Source organism: Thermoactinomyces sp. CICC 10523 (genome assembly GCF_016055105.1).
Taxonomy (GTDB): domain Bacteria; phylum Bacillota; class Bacilli; order Thermoactinomycetales; family Thermoactinomycetaceae; genus Thermoactinomyces_A; species Thermoactinomyces_A daqus.
On sequence record NZ_JAECVX010000009.1, the window covers coordinates 45,769 to 65,091 of the forward strand.

General features: G+C 48.5%; 21 protein-coding genes. 17 read left to right on the top strand and 4 right to left on the bottom strand.

Annotation, left to right across the window (positions count from 1 at the left end):
* Positions 1–186: 186 nt before the first annotated feature.
* From I8U19_RS11800 to I8U19_RS11855, 12 genes are all read left to right on the top strand, one after another.
* Entirely contained in the window at positions 187–972 is a 786-nt protein-coding gene (locus I8U19_RS11800) for a type III pantothenate kinase (RefSeq protein ID WP_033100682.1), read from the top strand.
* A 59-nt stretch (positions 973–1,031) separates the two neighbouring features.
* Positions 1,032–1,901: an Hsp33 family molecular chaperone HslO gene (gene hslO, locus I8U19_RS11805; RefSeq protein ID WP_052154125.1), complete on the top strand. Its 870-nt coding sequence runs from the start codon at positions 1,032–1,034 to the stop codon at positions 1,899–1,901.
* A gap of 313 nt (positions 1,902–2,214) precedes the next feature.
* Positions 2,215–3,138, top strand: coding sequence for a cysteine synthase A (gene cysK / locus I8U19_RS11810; RefSeq protein ID WP_033100680.1), 924 nt, complete (start codon positions 2,215–2,217; stop codon positions 3,136–3,138).
* 151 nt (positions 3,139–3,289) lie between these two features.
* Positions 3,290–3,868, top strand: coding sequence for an anthranilate synthase component II (locus tag I8U19_RS11815; protein WP_198055994.1), 579 nt, complete (start codon positions 3,290–3,292; stop codon positions 3,866–3,868).
* A gap of 31 nt (positions 3,869–3,899) precedes the next feature.
* Positions 3,900–4,796: an aminotransferase class IV gene (locus tag I8U19_RS11820; protein WP_232330955.1), complete on the top strand. Its 897-nt coding sequence runs from the start codon at positions 3,900–3,902 to the stop codon at positions 4,794–4,796.
* Positions 4,777–5,616 carry a dihydropteroate synthase gene (gene folP, locus I8U19_RS11825; protein WP_033100678.1) on the top strand — a complete coding sequence of 280 codons (840 nt, stop codon included), beginning with the start codon at positions 4,777–4,779 and terminating at the stop codon, positions 5,614–5,616. The genes I8U19_RS11820 and folP overlap by 20 nt, the downstream gene beginning before the upstream one ends.
* Positions 5,617–5,618: 2 nt before the next feature.
* The gene (gene folB, locus I8U19_RS11830) at positions 5,619–5,978 is read left to right on the top strand and encodes a dihydroneopterin aldolase (protein WP_198055995.1); all 360 of its coding nucleotides are present in this window, start codon (positions 5,619–5,621) and stop codon (positions 5,976–5,978) included.
* Positions 5,975–6,508, top strand: coding sequence for a 2-amino-4-hydroxy-6-hydroxymethyldihydropteridine diphosphokinase (gene folK / locus I8U19_RS11835; RefSeq protein ID WP_033100676.1), 534 nt, complete (start codon positions 5,975–5,977; stop codon positions 6,506–6,508). Before folB ends, folK begins: the two co-directional genes overlap by 4 nt.
* 49 nt (positions 6,509–6,557) lie before the next feature.
* A complete protein-coding gene (gene dusB / locus I8U19_RS11840; RefSeq protein ID WP_033100675.1) occupies positions 6,558–7,553 on the top strand; it encodes a tRNA dihydrouridine synthase DusB in 996 nt (331 codons plus the stop codon).
* A 107-nt stretch (positions 7,554–7,660) separates the two neighbouring features.
* On the top strand, positions 7,661–9,151 hold the full coding sequence (lysS, locus tag I8U19_RS11845) for a lysine--tRNA ligase (RefSeq protein ID WP_033100674.1): 1,491 nt from the start codon (positions 7,661–7,663) through the stop codon (positions 9,149–9,151).
* 875 nt (positions 9,152–10,026) lie between these two features.
* Entirely contained in the window at positions 10,027–10,656 is a 630-nt protein-coding gene (locus I8U19_RS11850; RefSeq protein ID WP_033100672.1) for a nucleotide exchange factor GrpE, read from the top strand.
* Between the two features lie 234 nt (positions 10,657–10,890).
* The gene (locus I8U19_RS11855) at positions 10,891–12,414 is read left to right on the top strand and encodes an Hsp70 family protein (protein ID WP_033100671.1); all 1,524 of its coding nucleotides are present in this window, start codon (positions 10,891–10,893) and stop codon (positions 12,412–12,414) included.
* A 240-nt stretch (positions 12,415–12,654) separates the two neighbouring features.
* Here I8U19_RS11855 and sugE read toward each other — a convergent pair whose 3' ends face one another.
* Positions 12,655–12,972: a quaternary ammonium compound efflux SMR transporter SugE gene (gene sugE / locus I8U19_RS11860; protein ID WP_033100670.1), complete on the bottom strand. Its 318-nt coding sequence runs from the start codon at positions 12,970–12,972 to the stop codon at positions 12,655–12,657.
* A 401-nt stretch (positions 12,973–13,373) separates the two neighbouring features.
* Between sugE and I8U19_RS11865 the strand changes: the two genes are divergently transcribed.
* Both I8U19_RS11865 and I8U19_RS11870 read left to right on the top strand, forming a co-directional pair.
* Positions 13,374–13,781: an aspartate 1-decarboxylase gene (locus tag I8U19_RS11865; RefSeq protein ID WP_033100669.1), complete on the top strand. Its 408-nt coding sequence runs from the start codon at positions 13,374–13,376 to the stop codon at positions 13,779–13,781.
* Positions 13,768–14,670, top strand: a complete 903-nt coding sequence (locus I8U19_RS11870; RefSeq protein ID WP_198055996.1) for a YheC/YheD family protein — start codon at positions 13,768–13,770, stop codon at positions 14,668–14,670. The genes I8U19_RS11865 and I8U19_RS11870 overlap by 14 nt, the downstream gene beginning before the upstream one ends.
* Before the next feature lie 113 nt (positions 14,671–14,783).
* Here the strand turns inward: I8U19_RS11870 and I8U19_RS11875 are convergent, their stop codons facing one another.
* Positions 14,784–15,287, bottom strand: coding sequence for a GNAT family N-acetyltransferase (locus tag I8U19_RS11875; RefSeq protein WP_198055997.1), 504 nt, complete (start codon positions 15,285–15,287; stop codon positions 14,784–14,786).
* A gap of 442 nt (positions 15,288–15,729) precedes the next feature.
* Here I8U19_RS11875 and I8U19_RS11880 point away from each other — a divergent pair, with 442 nt between their 5' ends.
* The 3 genes from I8U19_RS11880 (at position 15,730) to I8U19_RS11890 (ending at position 18,240) form a co-directional block, all read left to right on the top strand.
* Positions 15,730–16,647 carry a hypothetical protein gene (locus I8U19_RS11880; RefSeq protein WP_198059206.1) on the top strand — a complete coding sequence of 306 codons (918 nt, stop codon included), beginning with the start codon at positions 15,730–15,732 and terminating at the stop codon, positions 16,645–16,647.
* Between the two features lie 64 nt (positions 16,648–16,711).
* Positions 16,712–17,500, top strand: a complete 789-nt coding sequence (locus I8U19_RS11885; RefSeq protein ID WP_198055999.1) for a hypothetical protein — start codon at positions 16,712–16,714, stop codon at positions 17,498–17,500.
* Positions 17,501–17,550: 50 nt separating this feature from the next.
* Positions 17,551–18,240, top strand: coding sequence for a hypothetical protein (locus tag I8U19_RS11890; protein ID WP_198056000.1), 690 nt, complete (start codon positions 17,551–17,553; stop codon positions 18,238–18,240).
* A 44-nt stretch (positions 18,241–18,284) separates the two neighbouring features.
* On the opposite strand, the gene I8U19_RS11895 is transcribed toward I8U19_RS11890, so the two are convergent.
* Together I8U19_RS11895 and I8U19_RS11900 are read right to left on the bottom strand one after the other, a co-directional pair.
* Positions 18,285–18,821: a hypothetical protein gene (locus I8U19_RS11895; protein ID WP_198056001.1), complete on the bottom strand. Its 537-nt coding sequence runs from the start codon at positions 18,819–18,821 to the stop codon at positions 18,285–18,287.
* A gap of 27 nt (positions 18,822–18,848) precedes the next feature.
* Entirely contained in the window at positions 18,849–19,175 is a 327-nt protein-coding gene (locus I8U19_RS11900; protein WP_198056002.1) for a hypothetical protein, read from the bottom strand.
* Between the last annotated feature and the right edge of the window lie 148 nt (positions 19,176–19,323).

Here is a 19,323-nt window from a genome sequence, read left to right on the forward strand (position 1 = left end):
AAGAGGCGGGAAAACGCCTCTTTTTTCTATGATCCTGTCTTTGCATGTACAGTCGTGGGGCCTGTTTCACCGGATTGATGGCCTCCACGACTCTGCCGGGTTGCTTTGGTGAGCTCCCGATGCCATTGTCCAATAAACCGGAGATTGCTAAGATGTAGGTGATTATACCAAAAGCGGGTGTCAAAAATGAAGAAAATCGATCAACTTTTATTAGTGATGGATGTGGGAAATACCAATATCGTGTTAGGGGTTTACCATAAAGATCATCTTCTCCATCACTGGCGTCTGCAAACCGATCGCAATGCCACCGAAGATGAGTACGGGGTGTTGCTGAAAAATTTGTTAAGCCACGAAGGATTGTCGTTAAATGAGATCGGCGGTGTCATCATCTCCTCGGTTGTTCCTCCGCTCACCATCGTCTTGACGCGGCTGACACAAAAATACATGAATCAGACGCCTTTGATTCTCGGGCCCGGGGTAAAAACCGGACTGAACATCAAATATGACAATCCGAGAGAAGTGGGGGCCGACCGTATTGCCAATGCCGTAGCCGCACTGGAACTCTACGGGGCGCCGCTCATCATCGTGGACTTCGGCACGGCTACCACTTTTTGCTTCATCGATGAAGAGGGGCATTATGTTGGCGGAGCGATTACCCCTGGGGTAAACATTTCCGCTGAAGCTTTATACCAAAGAGCGGCCAAGCTGACGCGGGTGGAAATTGTCAAGCCGGATTCAGTCGTCGGCCGGAATACCGTACACGCGGTGCAGGCAGGCATTTATTACGGCTATGTGGGGGTTGTCGATGAAATTGTGACACGGATGAAAGCCCTGTTGAAAAAGCGCCCCAAAGTAGTGGCGACCGGCGGATTGGCCCAACTCATCTGCGGAGATACTAAAACAATCGATATCGTGAACCCCCACCTGACTCTGGAAGGGCTGAAACTCATTTATGAACGAAATCAAAAGTAAGACTCTGCCAAACTGCAGGATTCAGTTACTGTCGTCAAGGATTGAAGGAGGAAACCAACATGGGTGATTATGCGATTCGAGCCATCTCAGCGAACGGGCAGGTGCGTGGGTTTGCTGCCCTCACGACGGAGTTGGTGCAAGAATTGCAGCGTCGTCATCAGACATTGCCCGTGGTCAGCGCGGCTTTGGGAAGAACGGCTACCATGGGAGCTTTGATGGGATTGACGCTTAAGGAAGAAAAACATAAGGTAACCCTTCAGGTGCAGGGAGACGGACCGATCGGGCAGATCGTGGCGGACGCGAACGGGAGAGGGGAAGTTCGCGGCTATGTGGATAACCCGGCCGTGGAAGGCAATCAGGACTATAAATTGGATGTAGCTTCCGCCGTGGGAAAAGGGAGCATTTATGTCATCAAAGACCTGGGGCTAAAGGAACCCTATCGCGGAACTTCGCCGATCATCTCCGGGGAATTGGCCGAAGACTTTACTTATTATTTGACCGTATCGGAGCAGATCCCCTCTTCCGTCGGGCTGGGAGTCCTGGTGCAGAAGGAGAAAATCCTCGTATCCGGTGGTTATATGATTCAGGTATTGCCGGGCGCCGATGATGAAACGATCAGCCGGCTGGAACAGCGAATTTCCGAGCTCAAGTCGATTACGGAGCGATTGAAAGAAGGGGAAACCCCTGAGAAATTGCTCGCTTTCCTGATGGGGAATGATTTGGAGATCCTGCATCGGGAGCCGGTGCAGTTTGCCTGCAATTGTTCCCGCACCAAAACGGAAGCGATGCTGAAAGCGCTGGGCAGAGAGGAACTGGAATCCATTTTGCGTGAATTGGGGCAAGCAGAGGTGATTTGCCACTTCTGCAACGAAAAATATCTATTCAGTGCCGGTGATCTGGAAAAGCTGATTTCCTCTTTTGACCGGTAAAGGCTTTTGACAAGCTTTAAACAGAAGCGAATGGGTGCTTTTTTTTCAGCGACCTTTGCGATGAAGGAGCCGGGAGCAGAGTAAAGCCCTGTGGCCCGGCGGATTCCTGTTCGGGATTTTGTCAACCGGCAGAACAGCCCTCCTTCTTCATTCAGCAGAAGGGAAAACCGTTGGCTTCGCGGGTGCATGGATCAGCCCGAAATTCCCGCCAAGCAGCCCTCAAAATGAGAAAAATGGATTGATCCATGGTCCTATGATTCGCTATACTAGGGTTTAATTCTGATCAACTAAATCGGATTAGGAGGGGTTCGCGATGCGAGTGGTCAACAACGTTTTGGATTTGATCGGGCAGACGCCATTGGTGAAACTGAACCGCGTAGTCGGGAAATCGGATGCTGATGTGTTTCTCAAGTTGGAGTTTTTCAATCCCGGAGGAAGTGTCAAGGACCGGATTGCTTTGAGCATGATAGAAGGAGCAGAAAAAAGGGGCGAACTAAAGCCGGGCGATACGATTGTGGAACCGACCAGCGGAAATACCGGAATCGGACTGGCGATGGTGGCTGCTGCCAAAGGTTACCGCGCCCTTCTGGTCATGCCGGATACCATGAGCATGGAGCGTCGCAATCTGTTGAAAGCATATGGGGCCGAATTGGTGCTGACCCCCGGTGCCGAAGGAATGAAGGGAGCGATCGCCAAAGCGGAAGAAATTGCGCGCGAAAACCCCAATGCCTATATGCCTCAGCAATTCAGCAATCAGGATAACGTCAAGATTCATTATGAAACCACTGCGGTGGAAATCATCGAACAAACAGGCGGCGACTTTGACGCTTTTGTGGCCGGTGTGGGAACAGGCGGCACGATTACCGGTGTCGGGAAACGGTTAAAAGAGAAATTTCCCCATATTCAAGTGATTGCGGTTGAACCGGTTCATTCTCCCGTATTATCCGGCGGCAAACCGGGGCCTCATAAAATCCAGGGAATCGGTGCGGGATTTGTACCGGAAATTTTGGATACGCAAATTTACGATGAAGTGATCCAGATCGGGAACGAGGAAGCGTTTGACTGGGCGCGCCGTGTGGCCCGCGAGGAAGGAATTCTTGTCGGCATTTCCTCGGGAGCTGCTGTGGCCGCTGCGGTTAAAGTAGCCCGTCGCCTGGGTGTCGGCAAGAAAGTGGTTACCGTTTCTCCGAGCAACGGTGAACGGTATCTGACCACGCCGTTGTACCAGTTTGATTAATCGAATCATGACCTGTTCCAAGCTGTCCCTTTTTCCGGGATGGCTTTTTTGGCTTGAAGAGAGAATGACAGATGAAGATTGATTATGCATGTGTTAAAATAATGTGATTAGAAGAGCTTAGATAAGATCAGGTGAGAGGAGAAGAGAAAAGATGATTCTCATGATTGACAACTATGATTCGTTTACGTACAACTTGGTTCAATATCTTGGAGAACTGGGTGAGAATTTGACAGTGGTGCGCAATGATGAGCTCACCGTTGATGGAATAGAAAAGGAGAACCCGCAGGCGATTGTGCTGTCGCCGGGGCCGGGAACGCCGCGGGAAGCAGGGATTTGCCTTGATGTGGTCAAGCACCTGTCCGGGAAAATTCCGATCCTGGGCGTATGTCTCGGACATCAGACGATCGCCGAGGCATTTGGCGGGGAAGTGATCCGGGCGGGACGTCTTATGCACGGAAAAACTTCCGAGGTGCTCCATGACGGAGAAACCATTTTCAGCGGGCTTCCTTCCCCTGTGACGATGACCCGCTACCATTCCCTGATCGTCAATCCGGATCGGTTGCCTGAAGAGCTGGTTGTCAGCGCGAAAACGGCGGAAGGTGAAATCATGGGAATACGACACCGCTTTTTGCCGGTGGAGGGTGTGCAATTTCACCCTGAAGCGATTTTGAGTGAACATGGAAAAACGCTTTTGGCCAACTTCCTGCAAACCTATGTCAAACAGAATTGATTTCCTCAAGCGGGAATGGAAGGGGAATCCCATGGGAACGATCATGATGAACGGACGGCTCGTTAGGGAAGAGGAAGCGGTGGTTTCCGTCTTTGATCACGGCCTGCTGTACGGAGTGGGGGCATTTGAAACGATGCGCCTTTATGATGGTCATCTGTTTTTGTTTGCCGATCACCTCGAACGTTTGGAGGCCGGGCTGAAGCGAATGGCCATCAAGTCTCCGCATTCTCCCGATGAGTGGCGGGGCCAGATTGATACATTGATCAGAGAGACCGGATATACCTCGGGAGTCGTCCGCCTGATGGTGACCGGCGGAAATGCGGGGGCAGGGCTGGGTTCCGGCTATGATCAGCCGAACAGCTTTGTCTGGCTGCGTCCGCTCCCCTTTTCTCCGGGAGAGCCTTTTAACCGCGGAAGAAAGATGAAAACGGTATCTGTTCCCCGCCAAGCGATCGGGGGAGCGGAGCCGTACAAGACAAATAACTATCTGAACAGCATCCTGGCCAGGCAGGAGCTGGGCCAATTGTCGGATACCGAAGGATTGATGCTCACTCCCGATGGCTATGTGGCAGAAGGAATCGTCAGCAACCTTTTTTTTGTGAAAAATGGCGTGTTGTACACACCGTCGCTGGATCTCGGGATTTTAAACGGAGTGACGCGCCGCTTTATCCTGCGCCTGGCAGCGCTGCTCGGCATTCCGGTAAAAGAGGGTGCCTTTTCTCCCTCTTTTCTGTACGATTCTGACGAAATCTTTATCGCTAACTCATTGCTTGAAATTGTCCCGGTCACCGAATGGGAAGGGCGGGAGTGGTTTCAGTTTCCTTTGACGAAACGCCTGATTGAAGCCTATCATCAATATGTGACATGGCTGACTGACAGCGATGAGTTGCGCGGGAAGGGCGAAACAAATGACGAATCAAGTGATTGAAGCTGGACCTTATCAACTTTCTTACCACAATCGCACATTGGTGATGGGAATATTAAATGTGACACCCGACTCTTTCTCCGATGGCGGAAAATATGACCGGATCGACCGGGCGGTTCGCCATGCCCGGCAGTTGGCGCAGGACGGAGCGGACATCATCGACATCGGCGGTGAATCCACCCGGCCGGGAGCGGAACCGGTTTCCCTTGAAGAGGAACTGGAGCGGGTTCTGCCCGTGATTGAGGTTTTGACAAAGGAAATTGATCTTCCGCTATCGGTTGACACCTATAAAGCGGAAGTCGCGCGGCAGGCGATCCGGGCGGGTGCGCATATCATCAATGATGTCTGGGGAGCAAAAAAAGATCCGGAGATGGCGCACGTGGCCGCGGAATTGGATGTTCCCCTCATCCTGATGCACAATCGCCGTGAAGCCCGGTATCATTCCCTGGTCGAAGAGGTATGCGGGGATTTGCTCGAGTCCGTTCGCCTGGCAAAAGAGGCGGGAGTAAAAGATCACAATATCATCCTTGACCCCGGGATCGGCTTTGCCAAGAATTATGAGGAAAATTTAATTGTCATGCGCAATTTGCACCGCATTGTCCAATTGGGGTATCCCGTCCTGTTGGGAACTTCGCGCAAATCGATGATTGGCCGCACATTGGGACTCCCGCCGCAAGAGCGGATGGAAGGGACGGCGGCGACCGTGGCGTTCGGGATTACCAAAGGATGTCAGATCGTGCGGGTTCACGATGTGAAACAGATGGTGCGGGTATGCCGGATGATGGATGCACTTGTCTATGAATCGTCCGTGAAGGAGGCATAGCCGTGGACAAAATTTTGCTGAACGGAATGTGCTTTTACGCTTATCATGGGGCATTTCCGGAGGAAAACAGATTGGGGCAGCGGTTTTACGTCGATCTGGAAATGAGGCTTGATCTGAAAGCGGCCGGAGAGAGCGACGACCTGAGCAAGACCGTAAATTACGCGGATGTATACGAATTGGTCAAAAAGGAAATGACGGAAACACAAGTGAAATTGATCGAAACGCTGGCAGAGAGGATCGCGGCCAGCCTCCTTTCCGTTTTTCCGATCGCCGAGGTCCGGGTGCGTGTCACAAAGCCGGACCCGCCCATCCCCGGATACTATCAATCAGTCGGTGTCGAGATCGTGAGGAGAAGAGCATGAATCCTCAAACAACCGCCTATCTGGGTTTGGGAGCCAATCTGGGAGATCGTCCGGGCCAGCTGAAAAAAGCGATTGAGCTGCTGCACCAGAGCGAAGACATTCTGGTTACCGGCGTTTCTTCTGTCTATGAAACGGCCCCGGTCGGATTTACACGGCAACCCGATTTCTACAATCTCGTGGTCGAAGTGAAAACGGCGCTGTCCCCTTTTGCACTGCTCGCCCGGGTGCTGGACATCGAGAAAAAATTGCACCGGGTCCGCGAGATTCGCTGGGGGCCCCGCACCATTGACATTGATCTGCTTCTCTATGATGAGCAAATCATTACTGCGGATAAATTGACCATTCCTCATCCGCGAATGACGGAGCGCGCTTTTGTCTTGATTCCTTTGCGTGAAGTGGCGGGAAATATACGGATTCCGGGAACGGACAAGACGCTCGAGGAATGGATCAGCCACTTGCCGCCCGATCAGGAGATCAAAAAGCTTTCGCCGCTCAGTGATCTTTTCACGGAACGCCAGTTGTTCATATAAATGGTTTCATATGAAAAGGCATTATTGGAATGGAAGGAGGTTGTTTCCGATGCTGAAGATTGGTGATATCGAGCTGAAAAACAGGGTTGTGCTGGCTCCGATGGCCGGTGTCTGCAATCCCGCCTTCCGCCTGATTGCCAAGGAGTTTGGAGTCGGGCTTGTCTGTGCGGAAATGGTAAGCGACAAAGCGATTTTGCACGGCAACAAGCGGACAAAAGAGATGCTGTTCGTCGACGAACGGGAAAAACCGCTCAGTTTGCAAATCTTCGGCGGCGACAAGAAAACGCTTGTCGAAGCAGCCAAAGTGGTTGACGAGCAAACCAATGCGGATATCATTGATATCAATATGGGCTGCCCGGTTCCAAAAGTCGTGAAATGCGATGCCGGGGCACGCTGGCTTCTCGATCCGAACAAAATCGAGGAGATGGTTTCCGCAGTGGTGGAAGCCGTCAAAAAGCCGGTTACCGTGAAAATGCGCATGGGCTGGGATGAGGATCATATCTATGCCGTGGAAAACGCCCAGGCCGTGGAGCGCGCCGGCGGCAAAGCAGTTGCCGTTCACGGACGGACCCGGCAGCAAATGTACAGAGGCAAGGCGAATTGGGATATTATCCGCCAAGTGAAAGAAGCAGTGAAGATTCCGGTCATTGGCAACGGTGACGTATTGACACCCGAAGATGCAAAACGCATGCTGGATACCACCGGCTGTGACGGGGTGATGATCGGGCGCGGTGCTTTGGGGAATCCTTGGATGCTCTACCGTACGGTTCACTATCTGGAAACGGGGGAACTTTTGCCCGAACCGTCGCCGCAAGAGAAGATGGAGATCGCCGTGTTGCACATGGACCGGCTCGTTCGTCTTCGCGGGGAACGGATCGCCGTCAGGGAAATGCGCAAGCATGCCGCCTGGTATCTGAAAGGGCTGCCCGGTGCTTCCAAAATCAAAGATCTCGTCAACCAGCAGGAAACACGGGATGGAATGGCACAGCTTTTATTGAATTTTGCTGCTGAGGCAGAAGAGAGAAGACAAAAAGAACCGGCGTAAGCATTGTGTTTTGTCGAGTGCGGGCGGATGGCTCCCGGCTTTTTTGCCGCCCGCTTTTCTACATATGCAGGAGGCCGGATTGGCAAGAAATGAAGGAGTGATGAATCATGTCTCATGAAGAACACAGCGATCTGTTTCAGGTGCGCCGGGATAAGTTGGATCGCCTCAGAGAGAGGGGAATTGATCCTTTCGGACACAAGTTTGAACGAACGGCAACCGCCCGTGACATTCTGAGTCAGTATGAATCTTTATCCAAAGAAGAACTGGCGGAGAAAAATATCGAGGTTTCCATTGCCGGGCGATTGATGGCAAAACGCCAGCAAGGCAAAGCCTCTTTTGCCCATTTGCAGGATATGAGCGGACGCGTGCAAATCTACGTCCGCCTGGACCGGGTCGGGGAAGAACAGTACGAAGCGTTTGGACTGGCTGATCTCGGCGACTTTCTGGGAATCAAGGGTGTTGTTTTTAAAACGAATCGCGGTGAACTGAGCGTCAAGGCGGATGAAGTCGTCTTTCTCACCAAATCGTTGCTGCCGCTCCCAGAAAAATACCATGGCCTGAAAGATGTGGAGCTTCGGTACCGCAAACGTTATCTCGATCTGATCATGAATCCGGAAGTAAAGGATACCTTTATCGCCCGGAGTAAAATCATCTCTTCAATCCGTCGTTATCTCGATGAAAAAGGTTACCTGGAAGTGGAGACGCCCACGATGCATCCGATTGCCGGCGGGGCTGCGGCTCGTCCGTTTATCACCCATCACAATGCATTGGACATGACCCTCTACATGCGCATTGCGATCGAACTTCATCTGAAGCGCCTCATTGTCGGCGGGATTGAAAAAGTGTATGAGATTGGTCGCGTCTACCGCAACGAGGGGATTTCCACCCGGCACAATCCGGAGTTCACCATGTTGGAACTGTACGAAGCATATGCCGATTTCCATGATATCATGAACCTGACCGAAAACCTGATCAGCCACGCGGCCAAAGAAGTTCTCGGCACAACCCGGATCGAGTATCAGGGGCATGAGGTGGATCTGTCTCCGGGCTGGGCGCGCAAATCGATGGTCGAACTGGTCAAGGAGCACACAGGTGTTGATTTCAGCCGGCAAATGACTGATGAAGAAGCGCATCGCCTGGCCAAGGAACATGGTGTGAACGTTACGGATTCGATGAAATTCGGCCATATCGTCAACGAATTTTTTGAACAAAAGGTTGAAGACAAACTGATTCAACCGACCTTTGTTTACGGTCACCCGGTTGAAATTTCCCCGTTGGCGAAAAAGAACGAACAAGACCCGCGCTTTACGGACCGCTTTGAATTGTTCATCGTGGGCCGCGAACACGCCAACGCCTTTTCTGAGTTGAATGACCCGATTGATCAGCGTGAGCGGTTTGAACAGCAAGTGAAGGAAAAAGCGGCAGGCAATGATGAAGCGCATCCGATGGATGAAGATTTCCTCGAAGCGCTCGAGTACGGGATGCCGCCAACCGGCGGACTGGGCATCGGCATTGACCGCCTGGTGATGTTGTTGACCAATCAGCCTTCGATCCGCGATGTGCTCCTGTTCCCGCATATGCGTGAACAACAAGGTTAAACAAAGTTATCCACATTTTGTTCACAACCGGGAAGAAAAATGTGGATAAGTTGTGAATAAAGCAGCCTTTCCTCGGGGCTGCTTTTTTTATTGGAATCTGAATGCCAGAAAGAAAATGATAATATATTCGGATGATTGGAGGATTTTTCCTCTTTTTGAAGAATAAATCATTACACCCTTTTTTGTTTCATGAGTCCAGAGCGGGGGGAGGGGCTGTGATGGCGGACAAGTGCACTTGTTCAAATTGTGGAGCAAAGTCCTTATACATTCAGTTTTTTCAATTTGAAGGCAAGCATTATTGCCGGTTGTGCCTGACCGATCAATTGCAAAAGGTCAAAAAAAAGCGGTTCTTCCGGCTCTTTGTCAGATTCCCTGAAATTCGCAGGCCCAGGGAGAGGAAGATCAAAATAACCGTTAAACGCAATTTTGAAAGTTTTACTGATCGAAGCCCTGGTTGAAAGGGCTTTTTGTTTTCGGTTTTCAGGTGCAGGAACTTTTTCCTGCCTAGCGAATAGATAGAAGGGCCGTAAAATTAAGGGTTCCTTAAAGATAAATAATCCTTGTCTAAATGTAGGAAAGGGTCTATAATTGCCCTAGGTTACGCAGTAGCGACCCATTCCCTCTTTTTGGCTATTTTCCGTATTTTCTTTCTTATTTGGAATGGAGTAACCCTATCTGTAAATATTATATTTGGATTACAAATGTTTTTGCACATATACTTGCGACATTATTTATGTTATTAGTAAAATTATATAAGGCAAAAGAGAAAACGTGACACGGAGATTGGTTTCCTTCTATCGGCTTAATATTTTACAGATAGTTTAGCCTTTATATAAATTTGAATTTAAAATCGACAACATCGGGGAGGTTAAGCTATGGGTCCCAGGAAAGAGAACCATAGATTCTTTGAACAGAGCAACCATCTTTCATTGCCTGAATCCCGTTTTGGCTTAGCGAGGCGAGAGAATGCGATCAGAGAGGTGAAAGAGACCAGGCCTGACAGGCAACATCAGCAGGTTCTTTCCATGCTGTCTTCCTTGCAGCAGAATTTTGCCTCTTTGCTTCAGGTAGTAACCAATCGCCTGAGTTACGATAAAACAAAAGAAGTGGCTTTCGACCGGCTGTATAAGGAAATGGAAGAGCTGAAACAGGATCAGGAGCTTAACCAGCTTCGTCCTCTATATATTGACCTGATTTTGCTGATTGATCGCATGAATAACATTTATAATGACAAGTTGGAAGTGGGGGAGAAAAATCCTGAGCTTGTCAATATTTTGCAGACGCTCAGCCATGAAGTATTGGAGATTTTGTACAGGCGTGGCGTCGAGTTGATCGTTGCGCCATCGAATAAATTCGATCCGCGCATTCAGCAAGTCGTCGAAGTCATACCCACCAAAAATCCGGCAGAAGATAATTTGGTTGTCCATATGGTACGACATGGGTTTAAATATAAAGAAGTGGTTCTCCGCCCTGAAGAAGTAGTAGTGAAAAAGTACCATCCCTGATTCAACAAAGCGAATGGTTCCCCGCGGCTTTTTCTCCCTCAAACCGGGACGGGAGAAGCAGCCGCAAATGCCATATGCCTTTTTAAAAACGAGAGATGGGATTCCCATCTTTTCGTTTTCATTTATTGCAAGATCATCATCCACTTTTTGCCTCTCTTACATAAGATCTTTTTTCTAATCACGGTTTCTTTTTTTGGCTGATTCACATGGAAGTGAACGAAGGAGTGAAAAAAGATGGGAAGAGTTGTAGGGATCGACCTGGGAACAACTTATTCGGCGATCGCTATAGTCAACAATTACGGCAAACCAGAGATATTGACGAACCGCGAAGGAGAACGGATTACCCCATCAGTCGTTCTCTTTGATAACCGCGATGTCATCGTCGGAAGTATCGCAAAGCGCTCGGCTGTAGCCAGCCCCTTTAATGTCGTGCAGTTTGTCAAAAGGCAGATCGGGGACAAATCATGGAAGTTCCAGACCGATAACAAGGAAGATTTTACTCCGGAAGAAATCTCCGCGATGATCTTGCGCCGTCTAAAAGAAGATGCTGAGACGCTGCTGAATGAAGAGATCGAAGATGCAGTGATCACCGTTCCGGCTTATTTTGACGACGCGCAGCGGAAAGCGACGCAGGATGCCGGACGGATCGCGGGCCTCAACGTTTTGCGCATCATTAACGAACCGACCGCAGCCGCCCTTGCCTACGGGTTGAACAAAATGAACCAGGAACAAAACCTTCTGGTCTATGATCTCGGAGGCGGTACGTTTGACGTCACCATCATGAATCTGTCTCCGCAGGGCCTGCGTGTGCTATCCACGGGTGGAGCCAAAAATTTGGGCGGATTCGATTGGGACAACGCCGTGATGGCTTACCTGAATGAGGAGTTTAAAAAGCAGGGCGGGATTGATCTTCTGGAAGATCCGATGCTGGAGCAAGATCTCCGGGATAAAGCGGAGATTGCCAAAAAGACCCTTTCTGTGCGGGATCGTACCAACGTCTTCCTCTCCGCCAACGGGTTAAACACATCGGTGACGCTGACCCGGACAAAATTTGACGAGATCACTGCGCATCTTCTCACCCGAACGAAAAAAATCATGGAGTTTGTGCTGGAAGATGCCCAACTGAATTGGAAGGATATTGATAAAGTGCTCCTTGTCGGCGGTTCGACCCGCATGAGACAGGTACCGGCCATGATTGAGCGCGTCACTGGTAAAAAACCGTCACTGGATGTCAACCCCGACGAAGTGGTCGCGATGGGAGCGGCGATCCAGGGAGCCATTTTGCAAGTGAAACAAGGAAAGGCCGATCCTCAGCTTACCAGCGTTTTCCCTGTGGTTAATGTGCAGGATGTCAATTCGCACAGCATGGGGGTTGTGGCGCTCGATGAAGAAGGACGTGAATTCAACTCCATCGTTTTGCGCAAAGATACGCCGATCCCCTGCAAAGTGAGCGGGCACTATACCACCACGGTCGATCATCAGACGCGATTGCATTTACAGATCACCGAAGGAGAGTACAGTGAGCTCGATTATGTAAAAATCGTCGGTGAAGGCATGATCGATCTCCCTGAATACCCCAAAGGCGCACCTCTGGAAGTCATCTTTGAATACGACAGCGACGGTATCATTCATATCACTGTGATTGATTCGACCCAGGGGGCCCGGCTTGGAGAGCTTCAGATCCAGCGTACGTCCAACCTGACCGAGTCGGAAGTGATTGAAAAGAGACGACGTGTGGCGCAGCTGGCGATTGGATAAACATAAGCGAAAGCATCTTTTTATTGCAATTATTATTCATCATGAATTGTAACCTGACCATCAGGTAAAAAACGGGAAGCTGAGTCTTCCCGTTTTTTAATTTCCGTGGTTTTTGTCCTTCTTACCGAGGCCGGACGGTTTCCGACTGTCTCTTCTTGCGATCATCAGGGGAAAAACCCTGAGACGGTTCCGGTATATCCTTTGGCAACCACATGCGTTGTTTATGCTTTTAAATCTTGTTTACCGGGTTGTCAGTTTCAAACCGATAATGCCGATCAGAATCAGGCTGAGAAAGAGAAGGCGGCCGGGATCACGGGGTTCATTAAACAAGATCATTCCCAGAAGGATCGCTCCCAATGCTCCGATGCCTGTCCAGACGGCATAGGCGGTGCCAATTGGCAGTGTTTTGGTTGCCAAGGAGAGAAAGGTAATGCTCAGAACCATACCGGCAATGGTGATCAAGGAAGGAATAAGCCGGGTAAAACCTTGCGTGTATTTCATCCCGATGGCCCATACCACTTCAAAGATACCGGCAATCAAGAGATAAAGCCATGCCATAAGAAAATCCTCCTTTGATAAAATGTTTCATTGCGCACCCCACGGAGAGTGTGGCGTCCCCTGACCACCCCCGAAAACGTGAGGAGGTCGGCGGTACCACACGACGCGATTGCAATTGAAAAGGCCCGGGAGCGATATCCTGATTGATATCCTCCCGGGCTTTTCGCCCTTCATGTACACAGTTTGCCACTGTGCGTTTTCTCCCGAACCGGACCAGCGACAATGCTGCGGCTCCCTGGAAAACCTCCTGTTTATTCTAACATAAGACCAGATTGCTTGGCGAAATATCGCGGTTTGGGAAAGCCGATGTCGAGCGGCTCAACCCCTTCAGGACAAGTTTCATCTGCGTTCTTGCCAACATAGTATGACGTGGGACAGACGCAAAAGGGAGGATTTTAATCATGCTGTGCTTGTTCTGCAAAGGGAAAATCCACAAGGCACTCGTAACAGAAGCAGACCTTGATTACCAAGGGAGTATTACCATTGATGAGATTTTAATGCAAAAAGCGAACATCCTGCCCTTTGAAATGGTGCAAATCAACGGTTACCGAACCGGGCAGACATGGAGAACTTACGCGATTCCTGCTCCTCCCGGCTCAGGAACGATCTGCCTCAACGGTCCCCCCTCCCGCCTGTTTCAACCGGGTGATTATGTTGCGATCCTGAGTCTGGCTTATCTGAATCCCCAAGAAATGGACGGTTTTCAACATACAACGGTTTATGTGGATGAACAAAATAAAGTGACGGAGACAAAAACAACAGCGTTTCAATCTGCTCACTTCCAGGAGGCAAGCGATGGTTCAATTTGATCCCCAAAGAAGATTTATCAATAAGTGGGAAATGTATAAATTCCTGTCCCAAGAGGAAATCAAGCCGGGACTCCTCCCGTTTACGGTCTTGTACGAAAAGGAAGCCGACCTTGTCCCGATGCTCCGCCGTTATCACTGCATTTATGTGAAACCGATCTCCACTTGGGGCGGGGAAGGGATATTCCGGATTCAGCTTCAGGATTGCCCTGATTCCTTTGTTTTGTCATCTCAAGGGGAAGAGCTCAAAGTTTTTTTCGATGAACAGGAATTGATCCGGGAGATGGCTCTGCGAATGGAAAAAAAGAATTATATTATCCAACAGAGTGCACCCATCCGCCAGAGCAACGACCGGCCGATGGATATTCGCGTCCACATGCAAAAAGGGAGCGACGGCACCTGGCACTATGCAGGTGATCTGGTCCGAATCGGCGGGGAAAATGCGATCGTTTCTAATGTCAAAATCAGCAATGGCCGCGTTCATCCCACCGATGAGATCCTGAAAGAGGAGACGCAAGAAATCAGACAAAAGCTGGAGGAAGTTTCTTTTAAAATTTGCCGGCTGCTGGATCAAATTTATGATTATGACGAAGTGGGGATCGATTTTGGGGTGGATCATGAGCAGAACCCCTGGATCATTGAGGTTAACACCAATGATGCGATCGGAATGCCCAGCCATGAACTGTTCGCGGAACTGCCCGATGCTTCGGTTTATATGCGGATGATGGAACGGACGTTTGAACGATTCCGTGTACCGCTGATTCTCCGCGAAGCTTTTTTTGCGGAAACGCTCCCTCCGTTTGAGTGCGATCCGGACGAATGGTTATCGGAAAATGATCTGAGCAGCGCTCTCGACGAAGTGTTGGAGAAATACCGCCCGGATGAATCATGATTCTCATCCGGACCGCAAATGGCGCCAGCCGTCCAATTCCCGGGGACGGCTTTTTTGTTGCAGATCGGGACGCGTCAGCCCCTGCCGAAGGTCAAGAGAAGACCCGTTTATTCTCAGTTCATAACCCTTTTGCCCATGATCACCAAATCGCGCTCCACTTCGTCCAGTTCGGCCACCTTCGGCAGATATCCCCACCGTTCAAAGCCAAATTTGGCGAACAACCTTAAACTGGGTTCATTATGGGCAAAGATAAACCCCAGCAAGGTCTTGATTCCGAGACGGGGGCAGCTTTCAATCGCTTTTTTTAAAAAATGGTATCCAAGTCCCTTTCCTCTTGCCTTTTCGCTCAGATAAATACTGATTTCCGCCGTACTTTGATAAGCGGGCCGGCCATAGAACGATTGAAAACTGAGCCAACCGCATACCTCCCCCTGATATTCCAGCATCCACAAGGGACGGGAGTCTGCCGAGTGTTCATAAAACCATTTTTCCCTGCTCTTCACCGTCACCGGTTGGGTGTCTGCGGTTACCATCCTTCCGGCAATCGTGGCATTATAAATTTCAACAATTCGTGTCAAGTCCTCGATGGTTGCATCCCGAATTACAACGTTTTCCATTAATTGACTCCCCTCCGGAAGTTAATCGATTAAGATCAGTTATGAATAAATGGGACAAATTTACGGATTTGGACACAAAATTCACTAGAATGAATATTATAAATAATACTTAATAAAGGTATAATTTTACCATGTAATCTATAGTAACACTCTAATACATATTGCGGGAAGGATTGAACTTCATGTCGGTGAATTTTCAGTGAAATGGAGGAATTTTCCTGAGAAGAGAGGCCGAAGGATGAAGTTTGTCTTCTTTTCCGGCCGGTTTTTCATCATGTGTTGAACATCAGGGAGAAAGGACGGTGAACCGGTTACGGAAGGCAATGGAGAGGGAGGGAAATGGCATCATGGCTTTGGAAGAACCGGAGCATGATCCCGGCATCACCTGTTTTCCGTAACGATCAGTATGCGAAACAGCATCTATCGATGGATCATGGCTTTTTTGATCGCAGTGGTTGGAGTCGGCATTTCATTTGGACAAGGCATTGTTTATGCAGAAGCGGGAGGGATCTCCGTTCCCCATGTGAGTGACCATTTTGATAAGCCGAAGGAAGGTCCGAAGCCGGCCCCGCAACAGTCGATAAACAAGTCGGAGGTAAAAGCGCAGAAACCGCCGTCTTCAAAGCCTGGAGTGTGGGATCTGTACGGCAAGACCGCGGATTCGGAAACATACAAAATTACAAAAGTGGCACTTGGTGATCTTTGGGCAGCCAAAGCTCAAACATTGGAAGAAATATTTAATGAATTGCCCAGCGTTTCAGGAAACCCCCTGACTATGAGCGGGAAGTTATCGATTTCTTCCAAAGTTTATCTGTTAGCATCTGCGATTACCCGGGATTCTCTGGGAGTCAAATTTGATAACGCATGGCTGGATGCTTGGGATGGTCTTGATCACGCGATTACAGCGGGTCAAGCAGTTAAATGGAGTAATCTTGCTCAGGCGGCTAGAACTTTTACTGGTGCAGGGTTTAGTGGTTTAGGTGGTAATGTAAAAAATGCACTCGGTTTATTATCAAATGTGGAAGCACCCTCTGTCCTTGGAAAAGTAGGGGGCGTCGTGGGGATCGGCTTTTCCGCGATTGAATCGGGAAGCGGATTTGCCAAAGCTTTTACGGCCCAGGCAGGCAGTCAAGATCAGTCTGATGGTTTTTGGAACGGCATTGGGGGCCTGGGGAATATGGCGATGGCGGCAGCTCCATTTGCTGCAGCATGTCCGCCTTTGGCAGTAGGAATGGCCGTGGGCGGTGGAATTGTTTGGGGAGCGTCTACTATTCTTAAGCATACGGATGTTGGTAAAAAGATAGCCAAATCTGCGGTAGGTGCTGTCAAGAGTGTTGCCAAGAAGTTATGGCCTTTCTAAACGGGCAACAGTCGGGTTTTTCACCCGATTGTTGCTGAATATTTCCTGAAAGTGGGGGATGGCAATGGCAACTCCAAAACATATCCAGTCCGTTATTGAACAGCATAAACAACAAGGGGAATATTATAATATCTTACCAGAGCTTATTCTGGTGCAAAATCAACGCTACTATGGTGCATCTTATCATCGTGGGAATGATGTAGTAGGTTATATAATTATCGACGAGAACGGAATGCTTCCTTCGAGAAATGGGCTTGATGAGCATCTATTAATAGCAGCTGGGGTTTCCCATATAGCCCAGGTCTATCGAACTTTTTTTCTCAAAGCGTCTAAAAGGAAATTAACCTTGACCAAAATGGCACGAAATCTCCTGTTGAAATTGAAGAAGTCGACTGAAAACATCAAAGAGACCGATTATCAGGTTTCTCTTGATCGTTTTCTGGAGATGACGCAGACGATGCTAAAAGAGCAGGAGCTGGCCAGAAACGTTACAGGAGAAATGACAAAGTTTATCGAGAAAGGAATCCAAGATGGAGTATTGACATTGACATTATACGAAGAGATGCAGGAATACCAATTTAAAATCGGCAAGGCCTTTTTTAATCAAAACTATATTCAGATGCAAACTTATGAGGATCGGAAAAAGGTAATTGATTATCTTCGACAGTACCGAAAATGGATGAGCGCGTTGCTGTTGTCTTTTTATCATGGTCAGCTTCTGACTGACGAGATAAAAGAAAAAGACCGCAAGGATTTTGAGTTGTCGAAAAGGAGATTTTTGGATGGGGAGAAATTGCATGAGGATGAAGAAGAATTCCAAAAAGCATTGACCAAATTGAGAAATCCGGATTAAGGAACATTAAATCTGACAGAAATATGCTTAACAGATGGGTGATCGGATTCATGAGATACTTCTTGGATGGATTTTCTTTTTATAAAAGAAATTTTGTGGCGATATTGGTGCTGGCGTTGACGACGACACTGCCGCTATTGTTGTTGTCCGACTTTTTGTCCACCTTTATGACTGCTTATAACCTTGCGCTGGGAGTTCCGTTTCTCATGAGAATTCCGCAGTATATCATCTCCCTTACTTTTATGTTTGTCATCGAGATTCCCTTTATTTACATGGCCAATGAGTGGATGAACCAGGAGCGGCCCACTTATGGGGAAGTTTACTCCACCTTTTTTGAAAATCTTTTTCCCGTTTATGTGATCGGGGCGATTACGGCATTTTTGGTTGCTTTTGGGTCGATGTTGTTTATTATTCCGGGAATTGTTTTAATGGTCTGGTTCATGAATTTTCCTTATGTTGCTGTGATCGAAAAACACCGCTGGTTCACCGCTTGGAAAAGAGCGTTCTCCATTGGCAAAGCAAAGTTTTTTCCGATTCTGGGGATCTCTGTCCTCCTGATGATCATAACACTGATTGTTAATCTGCTGTTTCAGTTCATCGCCGTGGAATTGACCGGAACATTGCTCGTTTACGGTGTGGCGCAAATCTTGTTTAACATGCTGTTCGTCCCCTATGTGACCGGTGTAACAACCTTTTATTTCCGCGATTGGGCGGGGATTACGAACAAATGGGAATGGTAAAGAAAGCATAAAGTCAACAAAACGGGAGGGAGATTATCCTCCCGTTAGCCGTTAAATAGCAGAGAGAAGGAGCTGATCAGCAATAGCAGGGTAATGAGGCCGAGCAATAATAAAAGGGCGAATCCAAGACTGAAGCCAAAGAGAGTGATCCCATAGCGGTAGTAGAAGCATTTCTCCCCAGTTCGGCGGTTATAGTAAATTTTCTTTTTATCGCCGGGCACGGGGGGAGTTAAGTCAGATACACCGATGTAAAACTGCCTTTTATTAAAAAAAGTGTAACGATCTTTTGGATCGGATGTATCCCAAATCGACTCATTTCCCTCCGGATCAACGAAACAAAGAACCGGTGATTCAATCTCCCATACGGGGGTTTTGAACCTGCCGACATAGACCGGTTGATCCAATTTCACCCTTTTTACCTCAACCACTGTCGCTTCCAAGATCACGGCATCTTTTAAAAATGTTTTCAGCTCTTTTCTTTTGGCCCAGAAATCCTGGAAGGCGGAATAAAAAGCAAAAAAAATAGCAATCGCAATAACGAGAAATAAGAGGGATAAAGCGATGGTTTCGATGATCTCCATGTCCAATCATCCTGTCCTAAGCGAGACTCATATTGTAGAAATGGCGATGGGTATGATGATGATCACAGTAGCAAAAATGAAGATGCCAATAAATATACAGATAACAAGAATGCTCATTTTCCAAAATGCAAAATCTGCCGCCCAGGAATTGACGAAGTTTATCAATTTTTTCATCACATTTGATGTGAAAAACAGATACAGGACAAAAATGACAATAAAGGCGTAGGACAGGCCCCAAGGCAGCATGAAATTAACAAACTCCGTATCAGCTTTCAAACGCATTAATAGTGCGATTAACATGACAAGAGAAATAGAGAACGCATACAAGAATGCTCTAAGCAATCTTTTTGGCATTTGTCTCCTCCTGACTGATTTGTCTTCGCAAATAAGTATTGGTTCGTGCTGGAAACTCAATGGCAAGCGTAACAAGGTCATGGCCATTTGTCAATGTATAATTGTAAAATTTATAAAATATGTAATTGTTTATTGTTTGATAACGGGG

What these genes read in the sequence shown, in the direction of transcription:
- I8U19_RS11800 (WP_033100682.1), top strand. Translation starts at nt 187, where the DNA reads ATGAAGAAAATCGATCAACTTTTATTAGTGATGGATGTGGGAAATACC.
- hslO (WP_052154125.1), top strand. Translation starts at nt 1,032, where the DNA reads ATGGGTGATTATGCGATTCGAGCCATCTCAGCGAACGGGCAGGTGCGT.
- cysK (WP_033100680.1), top strand. Translation starts at nt 2,215, where the DNA reads ATGCGAGTGGTCAACAACGTTTTGGATTTGATCGGGCAGACGCCATTG.
- I8U19_RS11815 (WP_198055994.1), top strand. Translation starts at nt 3,290, where the DNA reads ATGATTCTCATGATTGACAACTATGATTCGTTTACGTACAACTTGGTT.
- I8U19_RS11820 (WP_232330955.1), top strand. Translation starts at nt 3,900, where the DNA reads ATGGGAACGATCATGATGAACGGACGGCTCGTTAGGGAAGAGGAAGCG.
- folP (WP_033100678.1), top strand. Translation starts at nt 4,777, where the DNA reads ATGACGAATCAAGTGATTGAAGCTGGACCTTATCAACTTTCTTACCAC.
- folK (WP_033100676.1), top strand. Translation starts at nt 5,975, where the DNA reads ATGAATCCTCAAACAACCGCCTATCTGGGTTTGGGAGCCAATCTGGGA.
- dusB (WP_033100675.1), top strand. Translation starts at nt 6,558, where the DNA reads ATGCTGAAGATTGGTGATATCGAGCTGAAAAACAGGGTTGTGCTGGCT.
- lysS (WP_033100674.1), top strand. Translation starts at nt 7,661, where the DNA reads ATGTCTCATGAAGAACACAGCGATCTGTTTCAGGTGCGCCGGGATAAG.
- I8U19_RS11850 (WP_033100672.1), top strand. Translation starts at nt 10,027, where the DNA reads ATGGGTCCCAGGAAAGAGAACCATAGATTCTTTGAACAGAGCAACCAT.
- I8U19_RS11855 (WP_033100671.1), top strand. Translation starts at nt 10,891, where the DNA reads ATGGGAAGAGTTGTAGGGATCGACCTGGGAACAACTTATTCGGCGATC.
- sugE (WP_033100670.1), bottom strand. Translation starts at nt 12,972, where the DNA reads ATGGCATGGCTTTATCTCTTGATTGCCGGTATCTTTGAAGTGGTATGG.
- I8U19_RS11865 (WP_033100669.1), top strand. Translation starts at nt 13,374, where the DNA reads ATGCTGTGCTTGTTCTGCAAAGGGAAAATCCACAAGGCACTCGTAACA.
- I8U19_RS11870 (WP_198055996.1), top strand. Translation starts at nt 13,768, where the DNA reads ATGGTTCAATTTGATCCCCAAAGAAGATTTATCAATAAGTGGGAAATG.
- I8U19_RS11875 (WP_198055997.1), bottom strand. Translation starts at nt 15,287, where the DNA reads ATGGAAAACGTTGTAATTCGGGATGCAACCATCGAGGACTTGACACGA.
- I8U19_RS11885 (WP_198055999.1), top strand. Translation starts at nt 16,712, where the DNA reads ATGGCAACTCCAAAACATATCCAGTCCGTTATTGAACAGCATAAACAA.
- I8U19_RS11890 (WP_198056000.1), top strand. Translation starts at nt 17,551, where the DNA reads ATGAGATACTTCTTGGATGGATTTTCTTTTTATAAAAGAAATTTTGTG.
- I8U19_RS11895 (WP_198056001.1), bottom strand. Translation starts at nt 18,821, where the DNA reads ATGGAGATCATCGAAACCATCGCTTTATCCCTCTTATTTCTCGTTATT.
- I8U19_RS11900 (WP_198056002.1), bottom strand. Translation starts at nt 19,175, where the DNA reads ATGCCAAAAAGATTGCTTAGAGCATTCTTGTATGCGTTCTCTATTTCT.